The organism is Actinocorallia sp. A-T 12471, from assembly GCF_033875155.1.
GTDB lineage: Bacteria > Actinomycetota > Actinomycetes > Streptosporangiales > Streptosporangiaceae > Actinocorallia.
This window is the reverse complement of the sequence record NZ_JAWZTE010000014.1, coordinates 116,789-141,916: the sequence shown is the minus strand read 5'-3', so window position 1 is coordinate 141,916 and position 25,128 is coordinate 116,789. Positions and strand designations below refer to the sequence as shown.

The window sequence follows — 25,128 nt, the reverse complement described above, 5'->3', positions numbered from 1 at the left end:
TCGTGGTCAGGACTTCAGGCCGACCTTGGCGCAGGCTTCGGACGACGGGTCGTTGAGCGCGTCGCAGACCTTGATCTCGCCCGCGAGGATCTGCTCGCGCAGTTCATTCACCTTCTCGGTGACGGCCGGGACCTTGGAGGCGAGCTTCTCCGGGCCCTTGTCGGCGAAGACCGTCGAGCCGTCGCTCCACGACAGGCCGGTGACCTCGTCGGCGAGGCCCGCCTGGACGAAGCCCGCCTTGAACGCGCCGGTCTTGGCGGCCTCGATGAGCTGGAACGTCGTCTGGTCGACCCGCTTCATGACCGAGACGATGACGGTGCCGGGGGCGTCGCCGTCCTGGTCGGCGTCGACGCCGATGGCGAACTTGCCCTCCTTCTTGGCGGCGGTCAGCACGCCCTGGCCGCTGAGCCCGGCGACGGCGTAGACGATGTCGTTGCCGCCCTGGTACAGCGCCAGCGCCGCCTCCTGGCCGACCGACGGGTCGCCGAACTCGCCGTTCAGGTAGCTCGGGGTGACCGTGCAGTCGGGGCAGGCGGCGAGAACGCCCTGCTTGTAGCCGTAGTAGAACTGGTTGAGCCCGGGGTTGTCGATGCCGAGGACCGCGCCGACCTTCTTGGTCTCGGTCATGCTCCCGGCGACGTACCCGCCGAGGAAGCTCGACTCGTGCACGTTGATGGAGAACGCCGAGACGTTGTCGGGCAGCTTGTCGGCGAAGATGTCGCTCGGGACGCCGAACAGCTGGTCGGGGTTCTCCCCCGCGACCGCCAGCAGCGACTCGGGGTCGAGGCCGGGCGCGATGATGATGTCGGGGCGGGTCGCGACCGTCGAGCGGATGACGCCCTCCTGCTGCGAGACCGACTCGGCCTCGACGACCCGGCCGGTGACGCCGAGTTCCTTCTTGGCCCGCTCGGTGCCGAGGATCGCCGAGTCGATGAACCCTCCGTCGCCCGCCGAGCCGGGGGTGATGAGGGAGTAGCTGAACGCGTCGGGGTCGGCGGTGGTGTCCCCGCCGCCTCCGCCGCACGCGGCGGCGAGCGTCAGGGCGGCGGTGACGGCGGTGGCTCTGAGCAGGGTTCTGACGGGGCTGGTCATGGCGTCTCCTGGGGGGTTTTCGCGTGGCTGTCCGGCGGGTTGTCTGGGGATGCGTCTGGGGATTTGTCGGGGGATGAGCGGCTGGGGAACGGGAAGGGGATGCGGGTGCTGTCACGCCAGAGCCGTGCGACGTTGCCGCGCAGCCTGCCGTGCACGCCCACGAGGACGAGCGCGACGAACGCCGCGCCCTGCGGCAGGAACTGGGTGAGGTTCGCGGGCACGTCCAGCGACTGGAGGCGGATCGCGGCGGCCGAGGCGAACCCGAAGACCGCGGCGGCGGGCACCACGAGCGCCGGCCGGTTGAGCGCGAGCAGCGCCGCGGTGATGCCGATCCAGCCGCGGTCCGCGCTCATGTTGCGGGTGAACAGGCCGACGTCGCCGATCGACAGGAACGCCCCGCCGACCCCCGCGATCGCCCCCGCGACGACCAGCGCCGCGAGCTGGACCCGCGCGACGGGAATCCCGGACGCCGCCGCCGCGACGGGCGCTTCCCCGACGGCGAGGAGATGGCGGCCGCTGCGCGTCCTGAAGTAGATCCCGACCGCGAGCGCGGTGCCCAGCGCGAGGTAGACGAGCACGTTGAGCCGTGCCGTCAGATGGTCGAGGAACGGCAGGTCCGACAGGAGCGGGAGCGCGATCTCCGGCAGCCTGTCGATCTCCGGCGCGTATGTGCCGACGCCGCCCAGGTAGGACCGCATCAGGTACACGGTCAGCTGCAGGACGAGGATGTTCAGCCCGATCGCGAGGACCACGAGGTCGACGCCGATCCGGTGCGCGAACGCCATGAGCAGGCCGATGAGCGCGCCCGTCAGGGCCGCCGCCGCGATCCCGGCCCAGAGGCCGAACGCCGCAGCCGTCAGGACGCCGACGAACGCGCCGGCGAGGACCTTCGACTCGATCGCGAGGTTGAGAATCCCGGCCCTGGCCGAGATCAGCGACGCGATCGCGGCGAAGAGGATCGGGGTGCTGAGGCGGATGCCGCTGTTGAGGAAGTCCGCGACGAGGTTCATGGTGCGGCCTCCGCCTTCTCCGGTGCCTGTTCCTTGGCGGGGTCGTCGGGGGGATCGCCGCGTTTGCCCGCCGCGCGCCGCCGGTCGGCCGCCGCCTCGATCTTCGCCAGCAGCGGGGCCTGGAGCGCGACGAGGACGATCATCAGGGCGAGCGTCGTCGAGCCGATCTCGCGCGGGACGCCTAGCACGATCTGGAGGCCGTTGACCGCGCCGACCGTGATGCCCGCGTAGAGGATTCCGGCGAGGGCCGCGCCGATCGCGGTGGTGCCGCCGAGGATCGCGGCGGTGAGGCCGGTGAAGCCCGTCCCGTCGGAGAAGCCCTCGATGACGCGGTAGTTGGTGCCGAGCACCTGGACGCCGCCGCCGAGCCCGGCCAGCGCGCCGCCGAGCAGTCCGGCGCGCAGCACGCTCGCGGTGCTCGACATGCCCGAGTAGCGGGCGAAGTCGAGCGCCTCGCCCGACATCCGCTGCTCGTAGCCCGTCGTGGTGCGGCTGAGGAAGAACCAGACGGCGACGCACGCGACGACCGCGATGACGAACCCGAGCCCGAACTTGGTCGACGGGTCGAACACCGGAAGCCGCGCGGACGCGTCGACCGGCTTGGTGTACCCGACGGTCGACGCCTCCGCGCGCAGCGGATGGTTCACCAGGAAGTCGAGCAGCAGCCCGGCCATGGCGTTGAGCACGATCGTGATGATCAGCTCGTTGACGTTCAGGAACACCTTGAGCAGCGCGGGGATGACCCCCCACAGCGCCCCGACCACGACGGCCGCCGCCAGCGCGACGACGGGATGGACCCCGCCCGGCAGCGACAGCGCCGACCCGGTGACGGCGGCGGCGAGCCCGCCGAGCGCGTACTGGCCCTCCTGCCCGATGCTGAACAACCCGCTGCGCAGCGACACCACAGCGCCGAGCGCGCACAGCACGATCGGCCCGGCGAGCGCGAGCGTCCCGCTCAGGTTGCAGTAGTCCGCGTTGCACCCGAACCCGGCGTCGAGGACGGTCCGCGCCGCGGTCAGCGGCGAGTGCCCGAGCCCGGCGACCATCACCCCGCCGATCCCGAGCGCGAGCACCATCGCCAGCACGGGCATGCCCACCCGCCTGACCAACCGTGTGACGCCTTCGCGATCCACCGCTCCACCTCCTCCGTCGGCTCCGACTGAGGTGAAACGATCACGGCGAAGTGTTACTAATTCACACTTTCGGGTGTGTCCATCACGTTAATTCCTCACAGATCGCGCTGACGGCTGGGCGAACGCGTCGTCTCCTGAGAGGCTTCGGGGAGCGGTGCAGCGCATCACTTGTGATCGCATCTTTTGCAACCGCATCTGATGCATTGGCAACGACGCAGGTCGAAAGGCTAGGATCGCTGCGTGTCGGAAGAAACAGGCGAGTCCCTGCCCTACCAGTTCACCGATTCGGTCCCGTACCTGCTCAACAGGCTCGGCGTCCGGCTCGGCGAGCGGTTCGCGGTCCAGCTGAAGGACCACGGGCTGACCCTGCCGATGTACCGGGTCCTCGCGGCCCTGCGCGAGCAGGGCGACCAGCGGCTCGGCGATCTCGCCGTCAAGACCTCGATAGAGAAGTCGACGCTGTCGCGGCTCATCTCCACGATGCGCAGTGACGGCCTCGTGTCGCGGGAGCGGCCTGAGGACCAGGGCAGGATCGTCGCGATCAACCTCACGGCCAAGGGCCTCGCCGTGGTCGAGCCGCTCATCCCCGTCGCCGACACCTACGAGCGGGCCGCCACCGCGGGGATGAGCGCCAAGGAGGTCGTCAGGTTCAAGGAGATCCTCCGGACCATGTACGACAACCTCGGCGGCCCCGACGAGGAGCGGTAGCCGCCGCGCCCATCCCCCGCGTGGTTCAGTACTGGCCCTGCGGGGGCAGGCCGAGGGCGGCCTGGCCGGACATGGTGCCGACGGCGTCCCAGTTCAGGGAGATGTGCCTGCTGACCGCGCTGACGTCGCGCCAGGCGCGCTGGATCGGGTTGTCCATGGCGAGGCCCTGGCCGCCGGTCGCGCCGTTGATCGCCTCGACCGCGCGGACGGAGAGCGCCACCGCGAAAGCCTGGCCGCGCCTGCTGAGGATGCGCTCCTCCGGCGAGACCTGACGGCCCTCGCGGGCGGTCGCGGCGCGCAGACGGATGTCGCGGAGCAGGATCTCCTTGGCCGCGTCGACGCTCGCCGCGGCCTCGGCGACCCTGAGCTGGACCGTCGCGAAGTTGGCGATCCTGCTGCCGCCGCCCACGAGCGCGCCGCGCGTCTGACGGGTGCCGGCCATCTCCTGGAAGTCGGCGAGCGCGCCGGCCGCCGCGCCGACGCCGACTGCCGCGAGGCAGGTCGGGATCTGCGTGAGCATCGGCAGACGCAGCGCCGGGTAGTCGGCGTGCAGCGCCGCGCCCTCGGTCGTGCCCGCCATGATGTCGGAGAACGGGAGCAGCCGGTGGGCGGGCACGAAGGCGTCGTCCACGACGAGGGTCTTGCTGCCCGTGCCGGACAGGCCCGCGACGTCCCAGTCGTCGTCGATGGTGTAGTCGGCGGCGGGGATGAGGAAGAACGCTGGCTTGCCGCGCGCGCCCTCCTCGGCGGGCAGGAACGACGCGCACACCGCCCAGGTCGCGGTGTCGCTGCCGCTGGCGAACGACCACCTGCCGCTGAGCAGGTAGCCGCCGTCGGTCTCGCGGGTTTGGCCGGTCGGCGCATAGGAGCCGCAGATCCGCGCGTCGGGGTCGACGTCGAGGACGTCGTGCTGAGCCTGCTCGCCGAAGCAGGCGAGCAGCCACTGGTGCGCGGCGAACAGCCCGGCGACCCAGCCCGTCGACGGGCATGCCGCCGCGAGCGTGAAGATGTGCTCGACCACGGTGTCGAGCTCGGTCTGGCCGCCGCCGAACACCCGCGGCTGCGGAATCCGGAAGAACCCGGCCGCGCCGAGCGCGTCGATCGTCTCGTCGGGCACACGCCGATCACGCTCGGTCTGCCGCGCGCGTCCGCGCGCCTCAGCGGCGATCTCCCGAACCCGCTCAGCGATTTCCCGCGGGGTGGCCAGTGAGCTCTCGGCAGGAGCATCGATCATCTCGAGCTTCCTTTCAAACACGGAGGATCAAACAAGGACAACGACTGCGCACCCCCTTCTCGCAGTCCCTTCGGGACTGCGAGGGAAGGTCGCCTCCCCCGAGGGGAGGTGGGCGGGGACTGCGTCTACGGGTTCGCCGCCCCCCTCAGTCCCGAAGGGACCGCGGGGCGGGTCAGGCGGGCACTGCGTCTGTGGGTGCGCCCCCCTGCAGTCCCGAAGGGACCGCAGGGCGGGTCAGGCGGGCACTACGTCTGTGGGTGCACCCCCCTGCAGTCCCGAGGGGACCGCGGGGCGGGTCAGGCGGGCACTGCGTCTGTGGGTGCGCTGCCCTCCCTGCAGTCCCGAAGGGACTGCAGGGGGGTTAGGCGGGGACTGCGTCTATGGGTTCGCAGCGGCAGTACTTGGTGTTCTGGTAGAGGAGGGGGACTTCCGGGCCGGTGCGCAGGACCTCGGTCACCTCGCCGACGAAGATCGTGTGGGTGCCGTAGGGGATCGTCGCGGTGTTGCGGCAGATCAGGCTCGCCATCCCGTCGGCGAGGAAGCGCAGACCGTCGTCGGTGGTGCGCCAGTCGCCGCAGGCGAAGCGCTCCTCGGGCGGGAGCGCTCCGCTGAACGCGGCGGAGACCTCGGCCTGGTCGTGGGCGAGCACGTTCACGCAGAAGCGGCTGCCGCGCAGCAGCATGTCGTGCAGCAGCGTCCGCTGGTTGACGCAGACGAGCAGCGCCGGCGGCTCCATCGACAGCGACGAGACCGCGGTGACGGTCATGCCGTGCTGCCGCTCGGAGTCCACGGCGGTGACGACGGTGACGGTGGCGGCCACATGACGCATGACCGTGCGGAACGCGTCGGGAAGTCCGTCGGGGTGGTTTGACGGCATCGTCCTGCTCCTTTCGCCGGCCGAGGAAGGGGCGCGGTCCGGCCCCCTCAGCTAAGTTGCATTTGCAACGTTTGTCAATGCATCAGTTCTTGCGGAATCGCGGAAACAGCGCGAGCGCGTTGTCGTGCTCGACCGCGGCGATCTGCTTGGCCGTCAGGACGCCCGAGCCCGTCAGGTTGGCGTTGTTGTGCGTGACCGTCGCCTCGGGCGCGGCCGGCCAGTCCGTGCCGAACAGGATGTGGTCCGGGTCGGTGACCTCGAGCGTGGGCCGCACCGAGTGCGGAGCGCCCGCCAGAGCCGTCTCGTAGTACAGGCCGCGCAGGACGCCGGTGACGTGCGCGGGGCCGATGTCGGCGTCCGTCGGGCCCATGCCCATCTCGGTGTGCTCGGCGATGCGCCAGCCCAGCGTGGGCAGCACGCCGCCGCAGTGCGCGAGGATCAGCTTCAGCCCCGGATACCGCTGGAACACGCCCGTGTAGATCGCGTTCGTGACCGTCCGCGCGGTGTCGAACGGGAACTCCACCACCGACGGCGACCTGCCGAACCCCACAGCCTCAAGGCACGGCGGGTTCCTGGGATGGACCAGCGCGGGCACCTGACGCTCATGCAGTTCGGCAAGGATCGGCTCGAAGTACGGGCTGCCCAGATACTCCCCGTTCACCGTGTTCGTGGAGATCAGGACGCCGTCGAGCCGCAGGACATCAAGGGCGTGCCTGAGCTCGGCGAGCGCACTGTCGGTGTCGTCGGCGGGTATCGCCGCGAACGCCCCGAAACGCCCGGGATACTCCTCGGCGAGCGCCGCGAACTCCTCATTCGCCTTCCGGCAGAAGTCCTTGGCCATCTCGGGCCGCTCCTCAGTGCCCGCGAACGACCACGGCGCGGAGAGGATCTGCGTCTGGATGCCGTGTCTGTCCATGAAGGCGAGCGCCGCCTCCGGAGTCCACTCCACGGAGATCTTGTAGCCGCCCGCGAGGGAGAACCCCGAGGCGAACATCTCGGCGACGGCGGGGCCGAGATAGTGGGCGTGGACGTCGATGCGGTGTCCGGTCATGTGGATTTCCCTTCGGCGTGACTTGGCGGCCAGTTCCGCAACATGACGCGTTCCAGGCCGCCCACCGTCGCCGACGTGAGCAGGCCGAGGACGCCGACGATGGCGAGGCAGGCGAAGACCCCGGCCGAGTCGTACATACGTTGTCTTTCCAAGATCAGATGTCCCACGCCGCCCGTGGACGCCAACATCTCGGCGAGCAGCACGACGATCAGGCAGATCGGGGTCGCCACCCGGACGCCGATCATCACCGCGGGCAGCACCCCCGGCACGATCAGCGTGGTGATCTGGCGCGGCCGAGACAGCCCGAGCGCGCGTCCGGCGTTGATCCTGACGTGCGGGATCGCGCGGACCGCCTCCTCGGTGTTGAGGATGATCGGCCAGACCGCGGTCCCGACGATGACGATGAGGCTCATCGTCAGCGTGTCGCCGAGCAGCAGCACCGCGACGGGCACCGCGGCGGGCGGCGGGAAGTTGCGCAGGAACTCCGCGACGGGCCCGAACGCGTCGCGCGCGAACGCCGACGCGCCGAGCAGCGTCCCGGCCGCCGCGCCGATGACCGCGGCGAGCACGAGCGCCACCGCGAACACCGCGAGGGTCTGTTCGAGTGCGGGAAGGAGCAGGTCACGGTCCTGGACCGCCTTCGTCGCCTCGACCCACTCCCCCGGCGGTGGGAAGTTCACCGAGTCCGGGTCGCCGAACAGCTGCCACAGCAGCAGGACGAGCGCGAGCGGCGCGAGGCCGACGAGCGGGGGGAACAGCGGCCGTCCCGAGCGGGGACGGCGGCGCGTGCCGGGAAGCCTCATGGCCTGTCCTTCACCAGGAGATTGGAGAACGAGAGCCGGGCCGTCAGCAGGAGCGCGGCGTTGAGTGCGGTGCCCAGCAGCGCCACGCACAGCACGTAGACCCACATGCTCTCGGGCTGCAGCGCCATCTGCATCTCCACGATGCCCGCGCCGAGCCCCTGCGGGTTGCCGACCATCTCGGCGAGCACCACGACGATCAGGCTGATGCCGAGCGCCAGCCGCGCCCCCGAGAGGATCAGCGGCGCGGCGGCCGGCAGCATCAGCGAGAAGACGACGCGCGTCTTGGACAGCCGCATCTGGCGTGCCACGTCGATGAGCCTCGGCGGCGCGCCCTGCAGGCCGGACGCGACGCTGATGAGCATCGGCCAGCACGCGGCGTAGGCGGCGACGACGATCTCGGCCCGTACCGTCGGGCCGAGCACGAGCAGCACGACGGGCACGAGCGCGACCGCGGGCAGCGTCCGCATCACCTCGATGGACGCCATCGACAAGCGCCAGGTCTTCGGCGACAACCCGATCGCGGTCCCGATGGCGAGCGCCACCGCGAGGGCCACCGCCCACGCCAGGAGGGCGATGGCGGTGGTGTGCACGACGCGGCCCGCGAGGTCGTCGTCGGTGACGAGCCCGCCGACCGCCGCGACGATGTCGCTGGGCGGCGGGAGATAGGTGAACGTCAGCACGTCGATCCTGACGAGCAGCTCCCACGCGCCGACCAGCAGCACCGGCACGACGAGCCCCGGGAGGTTCACCGCCCCTCACCCCACAGCTCGTCGGCGAGGGTGCGCCGCGCGGTGGTGAACAGCGGCGACTCGCGGGTGTCGAGCTGGTCGCGCTCGCTGGGCAGCCCGGAGACGACCTCGCGCACGACGTTGGCCGGGCTTCCGCCGAGGACGAGCACCCGGTCGGCCAGGTACACCGCCTCGTCCACGTCGTGGGTGATGAAGACGACGGTGAAGCCGGTCTCGCGCTGGAGCCTCAGGAGGTCGTCCTGGAGGGTGGCGCGGGTCATCGCGTCGAGCGCGCCGAAGGGCTCGTCGAGAAGGAGCACCTCGGGTTCCATGACGAGCGCGCGGGCGATCTGCACGCGCTGCTGCATGCCGCCCGACAGCTGCCAAGGCAGGTCGTTGGCGTTGTCGGTAAGGTGCGTCATCTCAAGCGCGCGGTCCACCCGGTCGGTGACCTCGGCCCGGGTGAGCCTGCGCTCGATGCCGAGGGACACGTTGCGCCGGACCGTCCGCCAGGGCAGGAGCGCCTGGTTGTAGTCCTGGAAGACGGTGATCACCTTGTCGACCGGCTTGTCGAACGGCTCGCCGTCGAGCAGGATGCCGCCCCCGCTCGGCCGCAGGATGCCGCCGAGCAGGTTCAACAGCGTGGTCTTGCCCGTGCCCGACCTGCCGACGATGCCGACGATCTCGTCACGGGCGATCTCGCAGGAGACCCCTTCGAGGATCGTGCGGCGCTTGCCCTTGACGGTGAACGAGACCGAAACGTCGCGTACTTCGAGGCGCGGGACGGCGTCTGCGGGCCGCGCCTGCGGGAGGTCAGTCTCCGGCGCGCCCACCTCAGTCACCGCGCCCTCCGACGGCCGGGACGCCGGGACCGGCGTACGCGGGACCGGCGACGACCGTGCGGATCGTGCCGACGCCCTCCATCCAGCTCACCAGCTCGTCGCCGGGGCTCAGGAAGCGCGGGGGCGTACGGCTCGCGCCGATGCCGGACGGGGTGCCGGTGAAGATGATGTCGCCGGGGCACAGCGGGGTGATGTGCGACAGCCAGGACACCAGCGGGCCGATCGGGAAGATCATGTCCGAGGTCCTGTCGTCCTGCATCGTCTCGCCGTTCAGGCGGCAGCCGATGTTCAGGTCGTTCGGGTCGGCGAACTCGTCGGGGGTGACGAGCACCGGGCCGGTCGGGCTGAAGCCGGGGAAGGACTTGGCAAGGCTGAACTGCGGCGCGGGACCCTTGTGCTGGAGCTGCCGCTCCGACAGGTCCTGGCCGAGGGTGAGGCCCGCGACGGCCTCCCACGCGCGGTCCGGCTCGATCCGGTGCGCGTGCGCCCCGATGACGACGACGAGCTCGACCTCCCAGTCGACCGAGCCGTCGGGCAGCGCGATCGTCTGGTCGGGGCCCGCGACGCTCGTCGGGAACTTGGTGAACACCACGGGGGTCTCGGGCAGGTCGAACCCGGCCTCCTTGGCGTGCTCGGTGTAGTTGAGGCCCACCCCGAACACCTGACGGGGCCGCGGGCTCGGCGGGCCGACCTCGGCGTCGGCGGGCAGGGTCGCCTCGACGCCGACGGCGTCGGGGTAGGCGGACCGCGCCCAGGCGAGGAACACCGTCCACTGGTCGAACACCGACACGGGGTCGGGCCCGAAGGCCCCGTCGCTCGCCTTGTGCACGTCCACGAACTCCGTGCCCGTGAACAGCGCGGCTCGTCCGGAGATGTTCGCGATCTTCATGAGTGTTCTTTCCTTGGTGTCAGTTGCCGGCGACCAGGTCGGTCGCCTTCGGCAGGGTGCCGTTGACCTGGCCGGACGCGGCGACGGCGTCGATCCACGGGTTGAGGTTCTCCGCGGTGATGTCGCTCTCCCAGTCAGGCAGCGTGGAGGCCGCCATCACCTGCGGCGGCAGCTTCAGGGCCGAGGCGAGGAAGTCGCGCGCCTCCTTGTCGTTCGCACCGGCCCAGGTCTCCGCGGCGTCGAGCGCCGCGACGAACCCGGTGACCTTCTCCGGGTTCTTCTGCGCCCAGCCCTGGTTCGCGATCCACATCCCGGTGACGGCGGGCGAGGCCACCGACAGGAACGGGTCGCCGAGTCCGGTGTGGCCGGCCGCCTTGAACCCGCCGACGAACGGCTCGATCGTCGCGACGGCGTCGACCCGGCCCGCGTTGAGCTGGTCGAGCATGTTCGGGAACGGGACCTCGACGAGTTCGACGTCCTTGGCCTCCACGCCCGCCTTGCGCAGCGCGGTCTGCACCGACAGGTAGAGCGTGCCGGACAGCGACGGGGTCGCGATGCGCTTGCCCTTGAGGTCGGCGAGTGAGGTGATCTTGGCGGACTTCGAGGCGAAGAGCTGGCCCTGCTGGTGCTCTTCGCTGTCGACGTAGGCGGCCGCGATGACCTTGATGTCGTGGCCCTGGGCGGACGCGGCGATGACGTCGGCGGGGGTGCCCCACGCGATGTCGTACGTGCGGCCGAGGCCCGGCGCGAACGTGGTGATGCTGGTGCTGGGCAGGATCGTGATCTTCACGTCCATGCCGTTCTTCTTGAAGTCGCCGTTCTTCTCGGCGACCAGCGGGAGGGCCGGCGGGGCGGCGGGGTTGATGACGATCCGGACGGGCGCGGCCTCGCTCTTGCCGTCGTCGGATGAGGAACAGGCCGAGGCCGCGGTCGCGGTGAGGGCCAGGGCGAGGGCGAGGGTCGTCCAGCGGGGGGTGGTGGTCATGTCGGCTCTCCAAAGGGGTGGGGAAATGCCAGGACTTGCCGGGGACTTGCGGGAAAAGCGCCGGGGGTCAGCGCTCGGCGTCGAGCAGCGGAGCGCGCATCGCCTCGGGGACCAGGGGCCGCTCGTGCAGGGCTGGGGAGGCCCAGACGGCGACGGGGAGTTCGCCGGTGCCCGGGACCGGGTCCCAGAACAGGGGGTCGGGGGCGAGGTCGTCCATCTCGGAGTAGTAGTACTCGGCGAAGGCTCCGGCGGGGTCCTTCAGGTACCAGAAGTAGTTCGCGGACGCGCCGTGCCTGCCCAGGCCCCACGCGTGCCGCTCCGGGTGGTTCTCGATCATCCGCGAGCCGCCGTAGCCGATCTCGTCGATGTCGCGGACCTTCCACGCGGTGTGGTGCAGCAGCGTCATCGGCGCGGGCAGCAGCACGACGTTGTGGTGGTCGGTCTCGAACCGCATGAACGGGCCGCCGATGACGTAGTCGCTCAGCCGCATGCCGATGCCGTCGATGAAGAAGACCTTGGCCTCCTCTACGTCGGTGCAGCCGATGGCCAGGTGGCCGAGGCGCAGCGGCAGGAGATCGCCGCGCCGGACGAGCTCGTCGCGCTTGACCGACGTCGGGGCGGTGTAGGGGGTCTGCTTCGGGAGGCGTTCGGCGACCGACAGGCGGACGCGCACGCCGCTCACCGGTTCGACGGCGGCGATGGAACCCGCCGCACGTGTCACGCCGTAGCGGGCGAGGCGTTCGGCGATGGCGTCGAGGTCGTCGGGCGAGTCGACGCCGATGTGCACCTCCACGACCTCGGGGACGTCGCCCGGCAGGAGGTGGAGCTGGTCGCCGCCGAGCTCGGTCGCGAACGTGCCGGGCGCGGTCTCCTGGAGGCCGAACTGGCGGTAGAACTCGCGCGTCAGGTCGAGGTCCGGAACGCGTCTGGTCAGGGAGATCAGGCGATGAGCACCCACGAGAAACCTTCTCTCAGCTCGATGTGACCCACACCGTACAATCCTGCATTAGTGAATGCAATGCATAATGCGAAACGCTATATTTGGGGCATGGCAAGCGATGAGCGACAGGGCATCCAGTCCGTCGAGGTGGCAATGGAGGTCCTCACGGCACTTGAGGAGGCACGGCGTCCCGTCTCGCTGTCGACCCTCGCGAACCTCTCCGGACTGCAACCGAGCAAGGTGCATCGGTATCTCGTCAGCCTCGTGCGGTCGGGTCTCGCGGCACAGGAGAAGACGACCGGGCTGTACACGCTCGGCAGCGCGGTAAGGCGGCTCGGCATCGAGGCGCTGCGGCGCGTTGACGAGGCGGGCATCGCCTCACAGCACGCGATCGAGCTGCGCGACCGCACCCAGCACACTGTCCTGCTCGTGACGTGGAGCGACGCGGGACCGACGCTCATCAGATGGGACTACGGCGCGTACCCGCTGCCCATCTCGGTGCGCGTCGGCTCGGTGCTCCCGCTCATCGACTCGTCGGCGGGACGCGTCTGCTACGCCTATCTCCCCCAGGCCATCACCAAGCCGGTGCTGCGCGCCCAGGAGAAGCGCGGCGAGGCCCGCGCCTACACCGACGAGGAACTGACGAAGATCGTCAACGACGTCCGCAGCACGCAGGTGTGCATCACCGCGGGGGCCATCATCCCCGGCCTGTCCGTCGTCGCCTCCCCCGTCTTCGGTCCCGGTGACGGGCTCGCGCTCGTGCTCGGATTCGCGCTGCCCAGCCGCGAGCTCACCGCGCCCGTCACCCGGCGGCTTTCGGACGACCTGCTCAAGGCGAGCAGGCTCATCACCGCCGACCTCGGCGGGCAGGTCAAGGACCCGCCCGCCGAAGCGGGTCAGGCGTAAGCCTGGCTGATCTGCTTGTACTCGAGGAAGTCGTCAAGGCTGGCGACGCCCCCGAGACGGCCGAGGCCGCTGCTCTTGAAGCCGCCCTCCTCGAACTCCACGGCGAGGTTCGCCCAGCTGTTGATGGAGATCAGACCGGCCTCCAGGGCCCGCGCGACCCGCATGGGACGGTCGGAGTCACGGCTCCACACGCAGGCGCTGAGGCCGTACTCGGTGGCGTTGGCCAGCGCGATCGCCTCCTCCTCGGTGTCGAACCGCTGGACCGTCTGGACCGGGCCGAACGTCTCGGTCTGCACGATCGGCAGGTCGGTGCTCGACACCTCGAGCAGGGTCGGGTGGTAGAACGCGCCGCCCTTCAGGTGCGGGAGCGTCGACGGTCCGCCCCGCACGATCGGGACCGCGCCCGCCGCGATGGCCTCCTCGACCGCCGCGTCGACGCGGGCCACCGCGGCGAGGTCGATCATCGGGCCGATCTGGCTCTCGGGGTCGGCGGCCGGGCCGGGACGCACGCTCTCCAGCTGCTTGGCGACCGCCTCGATGAGCTCGTCGGCGATGGAGCTGTGCGCGAGGATGCGGCTGCCCGTCATGCAGAACTGGCCGGCGAAGACCGTCGTCGAGGCGACGATCGTGGGGACGACGGCGGCGAGGTCGGCGTCCTCGAAGACCAGGTGCGGGGTCTTGCCGCCGAGCTCCAGGCTGACGCGCTTCAGGCCGTCGGCGGCGGCGCGCGCGATGGCGCGGCCGGTCCCGGTGCTGCCGGTGAAGCTGATGACCGGGACGCTCGGCGACTCCACGAGCCTGCGTGCGCCCGCGTCACCGGACTCCACGAAGAAGTTCACCACGCCCTGCGGGAAGTCGGGGACGCTCGCGAAGATCTCGGCGACGATCGCGCCGGTCTGCGCGGCCTGCGCGGGCATCTTGACCGCGACGGTGCAGCCCGCGGCCAGCGCCGGGGCGATCGCGCGGATGCTCAGGTAGGCCGGGGAGTTCCACGGCACGATGATCCCCGCGACGCCGACCGGCTGGCGGATCGACAGGGACTGCACGCCGGGCTTGGTCTCGGCGACCCGGCCCTGGTTCAGCAGCGCCAGCCCCGAGGCGAAGCGCAGCGCGCGCGGGATGAAGTGGACCTCGTAGCCCGCCTCGTTGTTGAGCTTGCCGTTCTCGGTGCCCAGGCTCTGCACGAGGTCGCCGAGCCGCGTCTCGAACGCGTCGGCGAGACGGCTCAGCGCGGTGGCGCGGCCCATGGCGTCGTGCCGCCAGCCGCTGGTGGCGAAGGCGCGCGCGGCGGCCTCGATCGCGAGGTCGGCGGTGCCGGCGTCGCCGTCGCTGTAGGTGCCGATCACCTCTCCGGTCGCGGGGTTGACGCTGTTCTTCTCGGTGGGCGAGCTGGTCCACTCGCCGTCGATCCAGTGCTTGACTCTCGGCTGGTCAGACATGGCCTCGTGCTCCGTTTCGGGGGTGGGTGAGCGTCATTTCGGACTGGGGAGCCTCACCGTAACAATCCCTCATTGGTGAATGCAATGCATAATTCAGAATGACTTCGGGCCGTGGCCGACCCCGTCGGGCCGGCCACGGCCTTCGGTCAGGCGGAGTGCTCGACCCCGCCCACCCAGACGCGCTGGATGTCGCGGGTCCTGCGGATGTCGGCGAGCGGGTCGCCGTCGACCAGGACGAGGTCGGCCCGGTAGCCGGGCTTGATGACGCCGCGGTCGCGCAGCCCGAAGGACAGCGCGGGCAGGTCGGTGGCCGAGCGCAGCGCCTCGGCCGGGGTCAGCCCGGCCTCGACCAGCAGCTCCAGCTCCTGGTGCAGGCTGAGCCCGAACGCCGGGCGGACCGGGATGTTCGGCTTGTTGTTGGCGTCCGACCCGGCGAGGATGCGCACCCCGGCCTGGCGCAGCGCGGCGACGCTGCCGCGCGCCGCCTCGTAGTTCATGCCGGGGATGCCGAGCTGGGTGAAGCCCTTCATCATGCCAAGGGTGGGCACCGCGACCCGCGCCTTGGCCGCGTAGCGCGCCGCGGTCGCCGCGCTGATCGCCGTGTCGAGCGGGACGTGGTGGATCAGGTCGATGCCCGCGGTCAGGGCGCTCTCGACCATCGCGGCCGAGGTCGCGTGGCCCATGACCTGCTTGCCGAACAGGTGCGCGGTCTTGGTCAGCGCGGTCACCGTCGCCTGGTCGAGGCCCGGGTTGTCCACGATGATCTTGATGTAGTCCGCGCCCTCGGCGACCCTTGCCGTCACGAACTGCACGGCCTTGTCGGGTCCGGTCACCACGCCGTTCGCCGGGAACCCGGGGATCTGGCTCTGGAGGCTGCCCGGCGCGACCGCGGGCGTGCACGCGCTGCGGATGTCGGTCAGCCCCGGCTGCCTGCGCAGCGACCTGACCACCGACGCCGGGAAGGTCGCCATGTCCAGGCCGGTGGTGACGCCGTAACCGGTGAGCTGCTCCAGCGTGCCGAGGTTCTCCAGGTGGACGTGCGCGTCGATCAGGCCGGGCAGCAGCGTCGCGCCCCCGCAGTCGACCGTGCGGGCGCCGAGGGCGCTGATGCCGATGAGGCCGTTGTCGATCACGACGGTCCGGGGCGCGCTCAGCGCGGTGCCGTCGAAGACCCTGACGTTGGTCAGGGCGATCTTCTCGCCGAACAGGAACCTCCGCTCCTTCGCGGAGACCGGCGGCGCGGCGAGCGTGTGGACGCCGACGGCGGCGGCTCCGACGACCGCGGCGTTCCGGAAGAGGTCACGCCGGGTCCAATCATTGATGCACATTGCCATCATTCCTTTCTCGGGGGGTGGCGGAGACGCAATGGCGGAAAAGCACTGGGGAATTGTGTTTCGCAATGGCGGCGACAGAAATGCGCGGGCCATGGGGAACTGCGGTAGGGGCGACTCGCAGGAGGCGCCGGGGCGTCCAAGACGACGCCGTGACGTTATCAATAATACTTGATAACAGCAAGGCTCCGTCGGGCCCGAAGGCCGATCAGACCGTCGATCAGACAGGGGTGGGGCGGTGACCTGGCCATTTCCCCGGAGCCCATGATCAACACGCGGCGGGGCGAACCGCTATACTTGATAACTCCACCCCATCGGGACCCGAGGAGCGGGCCTTGACCGTGATGCCAGCGCGCCAGTCCGTCCGTCCCATCGCCGCGCGTTCGGTCGTCGAGCAGGTCACCGACGAACTGCGCCGCGCCATCCTGTCCGGCGCGCTCGCGCCCGGCGAGCAGTACTCACTGCGCGAGCTCGCCGGGATGCTCGAGGTCAGCTTCATCCCGATCCGCGAGGCGCTGCGCAGCCTCGAAGGCGAGGGCCTGGTCACCACGAGCCGGGGCCGCAGCGTCATGATCGCGCCGCTCGACCTCGCCGACCTCCAGGGCATCTACCGGCTCAGACGCTCCATCGAGCCCGACATCGCCCGCCGCTCCTGCGCGCTGCTCACCGACGCCGACCTCGACGAGCTCGACGCGGCGGCCACCGGTTTCGGCGACCACTCCCACGGCATGGCCGACATCTACGACGACCACATCGCCTTCCACCTCGCCCTCCTCGCCCCCGCCGTCACCACATGGGAGAACCGCGTCCTCACCACCCTGTGGCGCGCCGGCGAACGCTACATCCGCATCGGCATCGGCCGCCTGGACCCCGACCCCGCCGAGCACCACCGCCGCGCCCAGGCCCACGTCGACCTCGTCGCCCACTTCCGCACCCGCGACCCAGAACAGGCCGCCACCGCCATAGCCCACCACCTGGCCCACAACGAACAAATAGCCCTAAAAGCCCTAACCCCCTAACCCCATTCCCACCCTTCCACGTGCACGTTCGCCCTAGGCGCGGCGGGTTAGGGCGGTTTGGAGGGTTTGGGAGAGGAGGGTGAGGGCGGCGACTACGCCGTCGCGGTCGTTGCCGAGGGGGGAAAGAAGTGCGGCCTCGACGGCGAGCTGGCCGGGGAAGAAGGAGTCGATTGTGGTGGCGCCGGTGGGGGTGATGGTGACGAGGGCGGCGCGGCGGTCGGCGGGGTTGGGGGTGCGGGTGATGTAGCCGCGTTTCTCGAGTTTGGCGAGGGTCTTGCTCATGCCCGCGCGGGATAGGCCGTGGTGTTCGGCGAGGCGGCAGGCGATCGCGGGGCGCTCGGCGTAGCGGAGCGTGATCAGGATGTCGACTTCGGACGGGGTGACCGGCGCGGTCTCGTACAGCGGCTCGAATGCCTGGGCGAGGAGCGCGTTGATCTGCTTCAGCAGGCCCACGACCTCCATCGGGGAGGTGTCGAGGTCGGGCCGGCCCGCGGCCCACTGGGCCCGGACGCCTTCAGGCGTGGGAAGCACTGTCGTCTCCTCGGCTCGGGGTGGCCACCGCCACAATTGTTAACCAGTGAACTACCTGTTAACGTTTTGTCCCATGGTAACCGCGTCCTCCGACAAGCACGTGGCCGAACGCGCCACGAACCTCCCGACCGCGGGACGGGCGGGCGCGCTGATCGCCGTCCTCGCCGCGCTCACCGCGGTGGCCCCGCTCGCGATCGACATGTACGTGCCGGGCTTCCCGTCGATGGGCCAGAGCCTCGGCACGACGAGTTCCGCGGTCCAGCTGACGATGACCGCGTTCCTCGCCGGTCTCGTCGTCGGCCAGGTGCTGCTCGGGCCGGTCAGCGACGCGATCGGGCGGCGCGGCCTGCTGATCGGCGGGAGCGCCGGGTTCGCCGTCGTGTCGGTGCTGTGCGCGCTCGCGCCCAACGTCGAACTGCTGACCGCAGCGCGGTTCCTGCACGGGGTCGCCGGGGCCGTCGGCATGGTCCTCGCCCGCGCGGTGCTCACCGACCTCTTCCACGGGCCCGCGCTGCCCAGGTACTTCGCGCTGCTCGCCCAGATCACCGGGATCGCGCCGATCGTCGCGCCGGTCATCGGCGGGGCGATCCTCGCCGTCTCGACCTGGCGCGCGGTCTTCGCGGCCCTCGCCGTCGTCGGGGTGCTGCTGCTGGTGTCGGTGCTGGCCAAGGTGCCCGAGTCGCTGCCGCGCGAGCGGCGGCGGTCCGACGGGCTCGGCGGCACGTTCCGCGCGATGGGACGGCTCGCCGCCGACCGGTCGTTCCTCGGCTATGTGCTCGTCCTCGCGTTCGCCTCGGCCGCGATGTTCACCTACATCGCGGGGTCGAGCTTCGTGTTCGAGAGCATCCACGGCGTCTCGGCCACCGCCTACTCGGTGATCTTCGCCTGCAACGCGCTCGGCATGCTCGTCGCGAGCAGCGTGTTCGGCCGGCTCGCCGGACGGGTCGGCCTCACCAGGCTGCTGACCGTCGGCGTCGGCATCCTGACGGTCGGGGCGGCGGGCCAGGTGGTGGTCAGGCTCGTCGCGGGCGAGACCATGGCGGGCACGCTGGCGACCCTGTTCCTCACCCTCGTGGGCGTCGGCGTGATCTTCCCGGCGACCATGACGATCGGCCAGACCCTCGGCAGGGGCGCGCCGGGCGCGGCGTCCGCCCTGCTCGGCGGCCTCCAGTTCCTCGCCGGAGCGCTCGTCTCCCCTCTCGTCGGCCTCTTCGGCGACGCGAGCTCGCTGCCCATGGCGACGATCATGCTCGGCGCTGCGCTGCTGACCGTCGCCGCCCTCGTCGTCATGGCCCGGCCGGGGCGGGGGCTCGGCGAGCCCGTCCCGGTGCGCGGCTGAGGGTCGGTCAGCCGACGGGCTCCAGGCGCACCACGACGTCCTTCGAAGTCGGTGTGTTGCTGCCTTCGGCGACGCTGTCGAGGGGGACGAGGACGTTGGTCTCCGGGTAGTAGGAGGCGGCCGAACCCGGGGTCGTGGGGTAGGAGACGACGGTGAAGCCGGGGGCGCGGCGCTCGACGCCGTCGGTCCAGACGCCGACGAGGTCGACGAGTGAGCCGTCGGCGATGCCCAGCGCGGCGAGGTCGTCCGGGCTGACGAGCACGACGCGGCGGGACCCCTTGATCCCCCGGTAACGGTCGTTCGAGGTGTAGGGGATCGTGTTCCACTGGTCGTGCGAGCGCAGCGTCTGGAGGATCAGATGGCCCTCGGGGGCCCGCAGGTCAACGAAGGCGTTGCGGGTGAACAGGGCCTTGCCGGTGGAGGTGCGGAACTCGTAGGAGTTGACCGGGTTCGGCAGGACAAAACCCCCGGGAACGGCGACACGCGCGTTGAAGTCGGCGAAACCCGGGACGACCCTGGCGATCCTGTCGCGGATCAGTGAGTAGTCGGACTCGAAGTCCGCCCACGGGATCGCCGGCTCGTCGCCGAGGGTCAGCCGGGCGAGACGGCCGATGATCGCGACCTCGCTCAGCAGGTGCGGCGACGCCGGAGCCAGCCGCCCGCGCGACGCGTGCACCTCGCTCATCGAGTCCTCGACCGTGAAGAACTGGACGCCGCCCGCCTGCACGTCGCGGTCGCTGCGGCCGAGCGTCGGCAGGATGAGCGCGGTGTCGCCGCAGACGGTGTGCGAGCGGTTGAGCTTGGTGGAGATCTGCACGGTGAGGCGGCACGAGCGCAAGGCCGCCTCGGTGACGGCGCTGTCGGGGGTCGCGCGCACGAAGTTCCCGCCGACGCCCAGGAACACCTTGGCCCTGCCGTCGCGCATCGCGCGGATCGCCTCGACGGTGTCCATGCCGTGCTCGTGCGGCGGGGTGAAGCCGAACTCCGCGCCGAGCGCGTCGAGGAACGCGCGCGGCGGCTTCTCGTTGATGCCCATCGTCCTGTCGCCCTGGACGTTGCTGTGCCCGCGCACCGGGCAGACGCCCGCGCCCGGACGGCCCAGGTTCCCGCGCAGCAGCAGGAAGTTGACCATCTCGCGGATCGTCGCGACGCCGTGGCGGTGCTGGGTGATGCCCATCGCCCAGCACACGATGACGCTCTTGGCCTGGAGCACCATCGCGCTGACGCGTTCGATCTGGTCGCGCGGGACGCCGGTGGCGGCGAGGACGTCGTCCCAGGAGAGTTTCCGGATGCCCTCGGCGAACTCGGTGAAGCCCGACGTGTGCGCCTCGATGAACGCGGCGTCGAGGACCGTGCCGGGGGCTGCGTCCTCGGCTTCGAGCAGCAGCAGGTTGAGCGCCTGAAACAGGGCGAGGTCGCCGCCCGCGCGGATCGGCACGAACTCGTCGGCGATCGCGGTGCCGCGGCCGAGCACGCCGCGCGCCTTCTGCGGGTGCTTGAACCGCATCAGCCCGGCCTCCGGCAACGGGTTCACCGCGACGACCCGGCCGCCGTTCCGCTTGGTCTGCTCCAGCGCCGACAGCATCCGCGGGTGGTTCGTGCCCGGGTTCTGCCCGACGACGAAGACGAGGTCGGCGCCGTGGATGTCGTCAAGGCTGACGCTTCCCTTGCCGACGCCGAGGGTCTGGATGAGGGCGGTGCCGCTCGACTCGTGGCACATGTTCGAGCAGTCCGGCAGGTTGTTGGTGCCGTAGGCGCGGGCGAAGAGCTGGAGCAGGAACGCTGCCTCGTTGTTGAGGCGTCCCGAGGTGTAGAAGAGCGCCTCGTCCGGGGAGTCGAGGGCGCGCAGCTCGGCGGCGACGAGCGCGAGTGCCTCGGCCCAGCCGACGGGTGCGTAGTGGGTCGCGCCGGGCCGCTTGATCATCGGCTCGGTGAGGCGGCCCCGCTGGTTGAGCCACTGGTCGGACCTGCCGTCGAGGTCTGCGACGGAGTGCTCGGCGAAGAACTCGGGCGTGACGCGGCGGCGGGTCGCCTCGTCGGCGATGTGCTTCGTGCCGTTCTCGCAGTACTCGTTGATGTGCCTCTTGTCCGGGGAACCCTCGGGCCAGGCACAGCCCGGGCAGTCGAGCCCGTCGGCCTGGTTGAGCGCGAGGAGGGTGCGCGCGGTCGTCGCCGGGGACATCTGGCCGAGCGCGTACTCCAGCGCGTGCGCGACCCCCGGCACCCCCGCCGCCCACCCCTTGGGCGGCCGCACCGAAAGCCGGTCCGCCCCCTCATCCGCACCCATGATCCCCACCTTCCGTCGCCACCCTGCCGGACACACCGTCTGTCGCCTGATAAACCCAGATGACTCACTTTTCCCGGCAAATCACCGCACGTCAAAGGGTACGACGCCCCGGCGGCCCCCGGCAGGGGGCCGCTTCACCGGGTTCCTCCGGGTTCGGGGTGTGGCCCGGCGCGCCGCCGCGGGAGGGGGCGGCGGGCCGGGCCGTCGGGTCGGGCCCTGCCCCAACCGGTGGGGCCCGCCCGGGTCTTGTGGCCCGCGTCAGGCGGGGGGTTCGACGCCCAGGGATGCGGCGGCGGTGGTGAGTTCGGTCCAGATCTTCGGGCCGACCGGGATGCCGGTGGCGGCGCGGTGGGCGGCGACGGCGGTGCTGCGTTCGCCCGGGTAGAAGATCTCGGTGGACTCGTCGGCGCGGGGGAGGCTTTTGAGGACGGCGAGGGTGTCGGCGACGGCGTCGGGGTAGGCGGCGGGGTCGCCGAAGGCCGCCGGATCGAGGGCGATGATGAGGGCGTTCTGGCGGTGTTTGCGGTCCCCGCCGTGGAACTTCGAGACGATGGGCGCGCCGACGAGGACGCTGGTGATCAGCTCGAACGCCAGGGACATGCCCGCGCCCTTCGCGCCGGACATCGGCAGCGGGATCTTCGCCAGGGCCGGGTCGGTGGTGGGGACGCCGTCGGCGGTCGCGGCGGCGCCCTCGGGCAGCGGGGTGCCGCTGTTGCGGTACTGGGCGATCTTGCCCAGCGCGATCGTGGCGGTCGCCATGTCGAGCAGGACCGGCGGCCTGCCCGTCGCGGGGACGGCGATCGACAGCGGGCTCGTCGCGACCGCCGCGCCCTTCGCGCCGGTGTAGCCCATGTTCGGCATGCCCGCGACGAACGCGACGCCGGTCAGCCCCGCCTCGGCGATCCGCGTCGTGTAGTAGCCGATCGCGCCGGTGTGCACGGTCCCGCGCACGCCGACCGCGCCGATCCCATTGGCCCGCGCGCGGGCGACGGCCTCGTCGGCGGCCATGGTGAGCGCGACGGGTCCCGGCGCGCGGTCGGCGTCGAGGACGGCGACGCCGGGCACGCTCGACGTGAGTTCGATCCCCGGGTCGCGGTTGGCCTCGCCGGACGCGAGGAGTTCGAGGTAGCGCGGCACGCGGGAGACGCCGTGCGAGTCCACGCCGCGCAGGGCCGCCCAGATGAGCACGTCGGCGATGGTCGCCGCGTGCTCCGGGCTTGTGCCCGCCCTGGTGAACAGCTCAGCGGTGAAGCTGGTGAGGTCGGCGGCGGGGACCACGACTTTGGTCGCTGGTGACATCGGGGTGCTCCGGATCTAGCGTGACGTGGAGATGTTGACGACCGCGGTGACGCCCTCGCGGACCGCCTTGAGCGCGCGTTCCAGCGCGGGGGTGAGGTCGGCGGCCCGTGCGACGGTCTCGCCGTGGAACCCGAACGGCTCGGCGAACCTCGCGAGATCCGGCTGGCCGGCGAGGTCGACGCCGAGGAACTCGCCGGTCTGCACGGCCGCGCCCTCGGGGTAGAACCGCAGGTGGTTCATCTTCATGGACAGGTACTCGCGGTTGTTGAAGATGACGATCAGCAGCGGGATGCCGTACCGCTTGGCCGCGTCGAGCGAGGGAATGACCGGGTTGTAGAGGAATGCCCCGTCGCCGACGGTGAAGACCACGGGCCGCTCGGGCGCGGCCAGCTTGACGCCGAGCGCGACGGCGATGCCCTGCCCGAGGCCGCCCTGGACGTAGAAGTAGGAGTCCGGGGTGGACCGTCTGAGGTGCCTGGACACCACACGGCTGTGCGTGATCGTCTCGTCCACGATGACCGGATCGTCCTGCGCGAGCAGCTCACGCAGCGCGACCGCCACCGCGACGGGATCGACGCCTCCCGACGCGGCGGACGCGGCACGCGTCTCGGCCGCTTCGATAGCCTTGACCTCGGCCGCACGCCGCTCCCGCAGGTCGGCGTCCCGCGCGGCGGGAGCCGGCGCGGTCTCGACGGCGAGGCGGGTCAGCTCGCGCAGCGTCGCCGCGACGCCGCCCTCAAGGTAGTGGTCGGCATAAAGCACCTGGTAGGCGACGTGGGGCCGCTGCGGCACCTCGTCGATGACGACGATCCGCGCCCGCGACGGCCTGCGGCTCGGCGGGTAGAACGGCGCGCGGCAGTTCACCAGGATCATCAGGTCGGCGGCGTCCATCCACGGTTCGATGTCCGGGCCGACGTGCAGGTCATGGGTGCGCGGGAAGTTCGCGCACACCGCGGAAGGCGGCTCGACCACGGGAATGCGCAGCGCCTCGGCGAACGCGACGAGCGCTGCCATGCCGCCCGCTTCCCTGCCCGCCGTCTCGGTGACGATGACGGGGTTCTCGGCCGCGGCGATGAGGTCGAGCACCGTCCTGATCTCGTCGGGCGCGCTGACCGTCGCGCCCTTCGGCGCGACCGGCTTGAGCTCGCGCTCCTCCCACGGGTCGAGCAGCACCTCAAGGGGGATGTTGAGGTAGACGGGCCCGGCCGGGGCCCGTTCGGCGAGCTCCGCCGAACGGGTGACCATGCCGGGGAGCGTGTGCACGCTCGCCGCCTCGTTGGCCCACTTGACGAACTGCCTCGCCATGCCGTGCGGCCCACCGACGACCGACAGGTTGCGGTACCACTGCCCGCCCGGGTCGGGGCCGGGTCCGTCGCCGTAGGTGGTGGACTCCGAAGAGGCGACCACCATCGGCACGCCCGCGAGGAGCGCGCCGTGCACGGCCATCGAGCCCTGGAGCAGGCCGGGGCCCGCGTGCAGCAGGACGCCCTGGACGCGTCGGGTGACCAGGCCGTACCCGGTGGCCATGCCGACGGCGACTGTCTCGTGCGTCAGGTCGAGGTACTTCGGGCACGGGAGCCCGTCGCGGTGCCTGCGGGCCAGCGACTCCCAGACCGGGGCCCACTCCGAGCCCGGCGAGGAGAACACGTAGTCGGCGCCGATCGCGTTGAACGCCGCGATGACGGCGTCGCCGCCGTCGGTGTGCGGCCGGTCGGGGTGCGGCTGACCGGGGTGCGGCTGACCGGGGTGCGGCCGGTCGGTGGGGTGCGTCATGTCGGGATCAGCCCTCGATCGGCCAGTCGAGGACGTCGCAGATGCCCTTGCCCATGATGTAGTCGAGCTCTTCCGGGGTGAAGTCGAAGTGCTTGGTGAACTGCTCGATCGTGTCGGTGTAGGTGAGGCCGTGGCCGAGCAGCCGGGTGATGTCGGTGCCCCAGAAGCAGCGCTCGGGGCCCATCTTGTCGACCATGTGGCGCACGTACTTCTCGATGTTGAGGTTCGGGAAGGGCGCGGTGGAGTAGCCGGGGAGCGCGGAGACCTTGACGTAGATGTTGGGGTGCTCGTGCAGGTCGGCGGTCTCGGCGGCCCAGTAGCCGATGGCGTCGTCGACGCAGCGGGCCATGATGCCCATGTGGTCGATGATGATCTTCAGCCCGGGGTGCCTTCCGGCGATCGCGCCGAGCTCGGCCTTCCACACCGGCGCGTGCACCATCGTGGGGATGTTCAGCTCCTCGGCGATCGGCCAGTACCAGTCGTTGGTGCCGTCGATCATCCAGTTGCGGTCCTGCGGCCGGTGGAACGTCAGCCGGGTGCCCTTGACGTGCGGGTTCTGCGCGAAGTCGCGCAGCATCGCGGTGCCCTCCTCCGGCTTGTTCTGCGGAATGCGCGCCATGATGCCGAAGCGGTCGGGGTGCGCCTCGCACGCCTCGAGGGCGTAGTCGATCCGGTCGCCCTCCCAGGACGGCGGCAGGATGAGGGCCCGGTTGACGCCGGCCTCGTCCATCAGCTCAAGGCACTCCTCGTAGCTGAAGGGGTCCTCGCGGTGGCCGTTCAGCCTGATCCGCTCCCGCGCGCCGGGGACCCACGGACGGTCCGGGGTCTCTTCCTTCCAGATGTGGACCTGGGAGTCGACAACGAACATGATCTGTTTCCTATCGATCGGGTGCTGCGGGATCTCGGGTGAAT

23 protein-coding genes are annotated in these 25,128 nt (G+C 70.9%); 4 read left to right on the top strand and 19 right to left on the bottom strand.

Annotation, left to right across the window (positions count from 1 at the left end; all coding sequences use genetic code 11):
- Positions 1–6: 6 nt before the first annotated feature.
- Genes R9X44_RS30705 through R9X44_RS30695 form a run of 3 tightly spaced genes read right to left on the bottom strand, consistent with a single transcriptional unit; the run spans position 7 to position 3,235 of the window.
- Positions 7–1,092, bottom strand: a complete 1,086-nt coding sequence (locus R9X44_RS30705; protein ID WP_319817835.1) for a BMP family ABC transporter substrate-binding protein — start codon at positions 1,090–1,092, stop codon at positions 7–9.
- Positions 1,089–2,102 carry an ABC transporter permease gene (locus R9X44_RS30700; RefSeq protein ID WP_319817834.1) on the bottom strand — a complete coding sequence of 338 codons (1,014 nt, stop codon included), beginning with the start codon at positions 2,100–2,102 and terminating at the stop codon, positions 1,089–1,091. Before R9X44_RS30700 ends, R9X44_RS30705 begins: the two co-directional genes overlap by 4 nt.
- Positions 2,099–3,235 carry an ABC transporter permease gene (locus R9X44_RS30695; RefSeq protein ID WP_319817833.1) on the bottom strand — a complete coding sequence of 379 codons (1,137 nt, stop codon included), beginning with the start codon at positions 3,233–3,235 and terminating at the stop codon, positions 2,099–2,101. Before R9X44_RS30695 ends, R9X44_RS30700 begins: the two co-directional genes overlap by 4 nt.
- A gap of 240 nt (positions 3,236–3,475) precedes the next feature.
- Here R9X44_RS30695 and R9X44_RS30690 point away from each other — a divergent pair, with 240 nt between their 5' ends.
- On the top strand, positions 3,476–3,943 hold the full coding sequence (locus R9X44_RS30690) for a MarR family transcriptional regulator (protein WP_319817832.1): 468 nt from the start codon (positions 3,476–3,478) through the stop codon (positions 3,941–3,943).
- Between the two features lie 25 nt (positions 3,944–3,968).
- Here the strand turns inward: R9X44_RS30690 and R9X44_RS30685 are convergent, their stop codons facing one another.
- The 9 genes from R9X44_RS30685 to R9X44_RS30645 form a co-directional block, all read right to left on the bottom strand.
- Positions 3,969–5,177 (bottom strand): acyl-CoA dehydrogenase family protein, encoded by a 1,209-nt coding sequence (locus tag R9X44_RS30685; RefSeq protein WP_319817831.1) that lies wholly within the window; start codon positions 5,175–5,177, stop codon positions 3,969–3,971.
- A gap of 361 nt (positions 5,178–5,538) precedes the next feature.
- Complete coding sequence (locus R9X44_RS30680) at positions 5,539–6,054, bottom strand: flavin reductase family protein (protein ID WP_319817830.1); 516 nt, start codon at positions 6,052–6,054, stop codon at positions 5,539–5,541.
- 82 nt (positions 6,055–6,136) lie between these two features.
- A complete protein-coding gene (locus R9X44_RS30675) occupies positions 6,137–7,105 on the bottom strand; it encodes an amidohydrolase family protein (protein ID WP_319817829.1) in 969 nt (322 codons plus the stop codon).
- Entirely contained in the window at positions 7,102–7,908 is an 807-nt protein-coding gene (locus R9X44_RS30670; protein WP_319817828.1) for an ABC transporter permease, read from the bottom strand. The genes R9X44_RS30675 and R9X44_RS30670 overlap by 4 nt, the downstream gene beginning before the upstream one ends.
- On the bottom strand, positions 7,905–8,657 hold the full coding sequence (locus R9X44_RS30665) for an ABC transporter permease (protein ID WP_319817827.1): 753 nt from the start codon (positions 8,655–8,657) through the stop codon (positions 7,905–7,907). Before R9X44_RS30665 ends, R9X44_RS30670 begins: the two co-directional genes overlap by 4 nt.
- Positions 8,654–9,478 carry an ABC transporter ATP-binding protein gene (locus R9X44_RS30660; protein WP_319817826.1) on the bottom strand — a complete coding sequence of 275 codons (825 nt, stop codon included), beginning with the start codon at positions 9,476–9,478 and terminating at the stop codon, positions 8,654–8,656. The genes R9X44_RS30665 and R9X44_RS30660 overlap by 4 nt, the downstream gene beginning before the upstream one ends.
- On the bottom strand, positions 9,471–10,367 hold the full coding sequence (locus R9X44_RS30655; protein ID WP_319817825.1) for a fumarylacetoacetate hydrolase family protein: 897 nt from the start codon (positions 10,365–10,367) through the stop codon (positions 9,471–9,473). Before R9X44_RS30655 ends, R9X44_RS30660 begins: the two co-directional genes overlap by 8 nt.
- Positions 10,368–10,386: 19 nt before the next feature.
- Entirely contained in the window at positions 10,387–11,352 is a 966-nt protein-coding gene (locus R9X44_RS30650; protein ID WP_319817824.1) for an ABC transporter substrate-binding protein, read from the bottom strand.
- Between the two features lie 67 nt (positions 11,353–11,419).
- Complete coding sequence (locus R9X44_RS30645; RefSeq protein WP_319817823.1) at positions 11,420–12,310, bottom strand: VOC family protein; 891 nt, start codon at positions 12,308–12,310, stop codon at positions 11,420–11,422.
- Positions 12,311–12,400: 90 nt separating this feature from the next.
- Here R9X44_RS30645 and R9X44_RS30640 point away from each other — a divergent pair, with 90 nt between their 5' ends.
- Positions 12,401–13,198 (top strand): IclR family transcriptional regulator, encoded by a 798-nt coding sequence (locus R9X44_RS30640; protein ID WP_319817822.1) that lies wholly within the window; start codon positions 12,401–12,403, stop codon positions 13,196–13,198.
- Here the strand turns inward: R9X44_RS30640 and R9X44_RS30635 are convergent.
- Positions 13,189–14,637: an aldehyde dehydrogenase family protein gene (locus R9X44_RS30635; RefSeq protein ID WP_319817821.1), complete on the bottom strand. Its 1,449-nt coding sequence runs from the start codon at positions 14,635–14,637 to the stop codon at positions 13,189–13,191. The genes R9X44_RS30640 and R9X44_RS30635 overlap by 10 nt on opposite strands.
- 146 nt (positions 14,638–14,783) lie before the next feature.
- The gene (locus R9X44_RS30630) at positions 14,784–15,965 is read right to left on the bottom strand and encodes an amidohydrolase family protein (protein WP_319817820.1); all 1,182 of its coding nucleotides are present in this window, start codon (positions 15,963–15,965) and stop codon (positions 14,784–14,786) included.
- Between the two features lie 347 nt (positions 15,966–16,312).
- Between R9X44_RS30630 and R9X44_RS30625 the strand changes: the two genes are divergently transcribed.
- Positions 16,313–16,987 carry a GntR family transcriptional regulator gene (locus R9X44_RS30625; protein ID WP_319817897.1) on the top strand — a complete coding sequence of 225 codons (675 nt, stop codon included), beginning with the start codon at positions 16,313–16,315 and terminating at the stop codon, positions 16,985–16,987.
- A gap of 33 nt (positions 16,988–17,020) precedes the next feature.
- Here R9X44_RS30625 and R9X44_RS30620 read toward each other — a convergent pair whose 3' ends face one another.
- Entirely contained in the window at positions 17,021–17,518 is a 498-nt protein-coding gene (locus tag R9X44_RS30620; RefSeq protein WP_319817819.1) for a MarR family winged helix-turn-helix transcriptional regulator, read from the bottom strand.
- A gap of 73 nt (positions 17,519–17,591) precedes the next feature.
- Here R9X44_RS30620 and R9X44_RS30615 point away from each other — a divergent pair, with 73 nt between their 5' ends.
- Positions 17,592–18,857, top strand: a complete 1,266-nt coding sequence (locus R9X44_RS30615) for a multidrug effflux MFS transporter (RefSeq protein ID WP_319817818.1) — start codon at positions 17,592–17,594, stop codon at positions 18,855–18,857.
- 7 nt (positions 18,858–18,864) lie between these two features.
- Here the strand turns inward: R9X44_RS30615 and R9X44_RS30610 are convergent, their stop codons facing one another.
- From R9X44_RS30610 to R9X44_RS30595, 4 genes are all read right to left on the bottom strand, one after another.
- Complete coding sequence (locus R9X44_RS30610) at positions 18,865–21,144, bottom strand: FdhF/YdeP family oxidoreductase (protein ID WP_319817817.1); 2,280 nt, start codon at positions 21,142–21,144, stop codon at positions 18,865–18,867.
- 258 nt (positions 21,145–21,402) lie between these two features.
- Positions 21,403–22,443: an Ldh family oxidoreductase gene (locus R9X44_RS30605; RefSeq protein WP_319817816.1), complete on the bottom strand. Its 1,041-nt coding sequence runs from the start codon at positions 22,441–22,443 to the stop codon at positions 21,403–21,405.
- A gap of 15 nt (positions 22,444–22,458) precedes the next feature.
- Complete coding sequence (locus tag R9X44_RS30600; protein ID WP_319817815.1) at positions 22,459–24,216, bottom strand: thiamine pyrophosphate-dependent enzyme; 1,758 nt, start codon at positions 24,214–24,216, stop codon at positions 22,459–22,461.
- Between the two features lie 7 nt (positions 24,217–24,223).
- Positions 24,224–25,084, bottom strand: a complete 861-nt coding sequence (locus R9X44_RS30595; RefSeq protein WP_319817814.1) for an amidohydrolase family protein — start codon at positions 25,082–25,084, stop codon at positions 24,224–24,226.
- Positions 25,085–25,128 lie beyond the last annotated feature (44 nt).

Coding starts and splice junctions, on each gene's coding strand:
- R9X44_RS30705 (WP_319817835.1), bottom strand. CDS start 1,092: ATGACCAGCCCCGTCAGAACCCTGCTCAGAGCCACCGCCGTCACCGCC.
- R9X44_RS30700 (WP_319817834.1), bottom strand. CDS start 2,102: ATGAACCTCGTCGCGGACTTCCTCAACAGCGGCATCCGCCTCAGCACC.
- R9X44_RS30685 (WP_319817831.1), bottom strand. CDS start 5,177: ATGATCGATGCTCCTGCCGAGAGCTCACTGGCCACCCCGCGGGAAATC.
- R9X44_RS30680 (WP_319817830.1), bottom strand. CDS start 6,054: ATGCCGTCAAACCACCCCGACGGACTTCCCGACGCGTTCCGCACGGTC.
- R9X44_RS30675 (WP_319817829.1), bottom strand. CDS start 7,105: ATGACCGGACACCGCATCGACGTCCACGCCCACTATCTCGGCCCCGCC.
- R9X44_RS30670 (WP_319817828.1), bottom strand. CDS start 7,908: ATGAGGCTTCCCGGCACGCGCCGCCGTCCCCGCTCGGGACGGCCGCTG.
- R9X44_RS30655 (WP_319817825.1), bottom strand. CDS start 10,367: ATGAAGATCGCGAACATCTCCGGACGAGCCGCGCTGTTCACGGGCACG.
- R9X44_RS30650 (WP_319817824.1), bottom strand. CDS start 11,352: ATGACCACCACCCCCCGCTGGACGACCCTCGCCCTCGCCCTGGCCCTC.
- R9X44_RS30640 (WP_319817822.1), top strand. CDS start 12,401: ATGGCAAGCGATGAGCGACAGGGCATCCAGTCCGTCGAGGTGGCAATG.
- R9X44_RS30635 (WP_319817821.1), bottom strand. CDS start 14,637: ATGTCTGACCAGCCGAGAGTCAAGCACTGGATCGACGGCGAGTGGACC.
- R9X44_RS30630 (WP_319817820.1), bottom strand. CDS start 15,965: ATGTGCATCAATGATTGGACCCGGCGTGACCTCTTCCGGAACGCCGCG.
- R9X44_RS30625 (WP_319817897.1), top strand. CDS start 16,313: ATGCCAGCGCGCCAGTCCGTCCGTCCCATCGCCGCGCGTTCGGTCGTC.
- R9X44_RS30615 (WP_319817818.1), top strand. CDS start 17,592: ATGGTAACCGCGTCCTCCGACAAGCACGTGGCCGAACGCGCCACGAAC.
- R9X44_RS30610 (WP_319817817.1), bottom strand. CDS start 21,144: ATGGGTGCGGATGAGGGGGCGGACCGGCTTTCGGTGCGGCCGCCCAAG.
- R9X44_RS30605 (WP_319817816.1), bottom strand. CDS start 22,443: ATGTCACCAGCGACCAAAGTCGTGGTCCCCGCCGCCGACCTCACCAGC.
- R9X44_RS30600 (WP_319817815.1), bottom strand. CDS start 24,216: ATGACGCACCCCACCGACCGGCCGCACCCCGGTCAGCCGCACCCCGGT.
- R9X44_RS30595 (WP_319817814.1), bottom strand. CDS start 25,084: ATGTTCGTTGTCGACTCCCAGGTCCACATCTGGAAGGAAGAGACCCCG.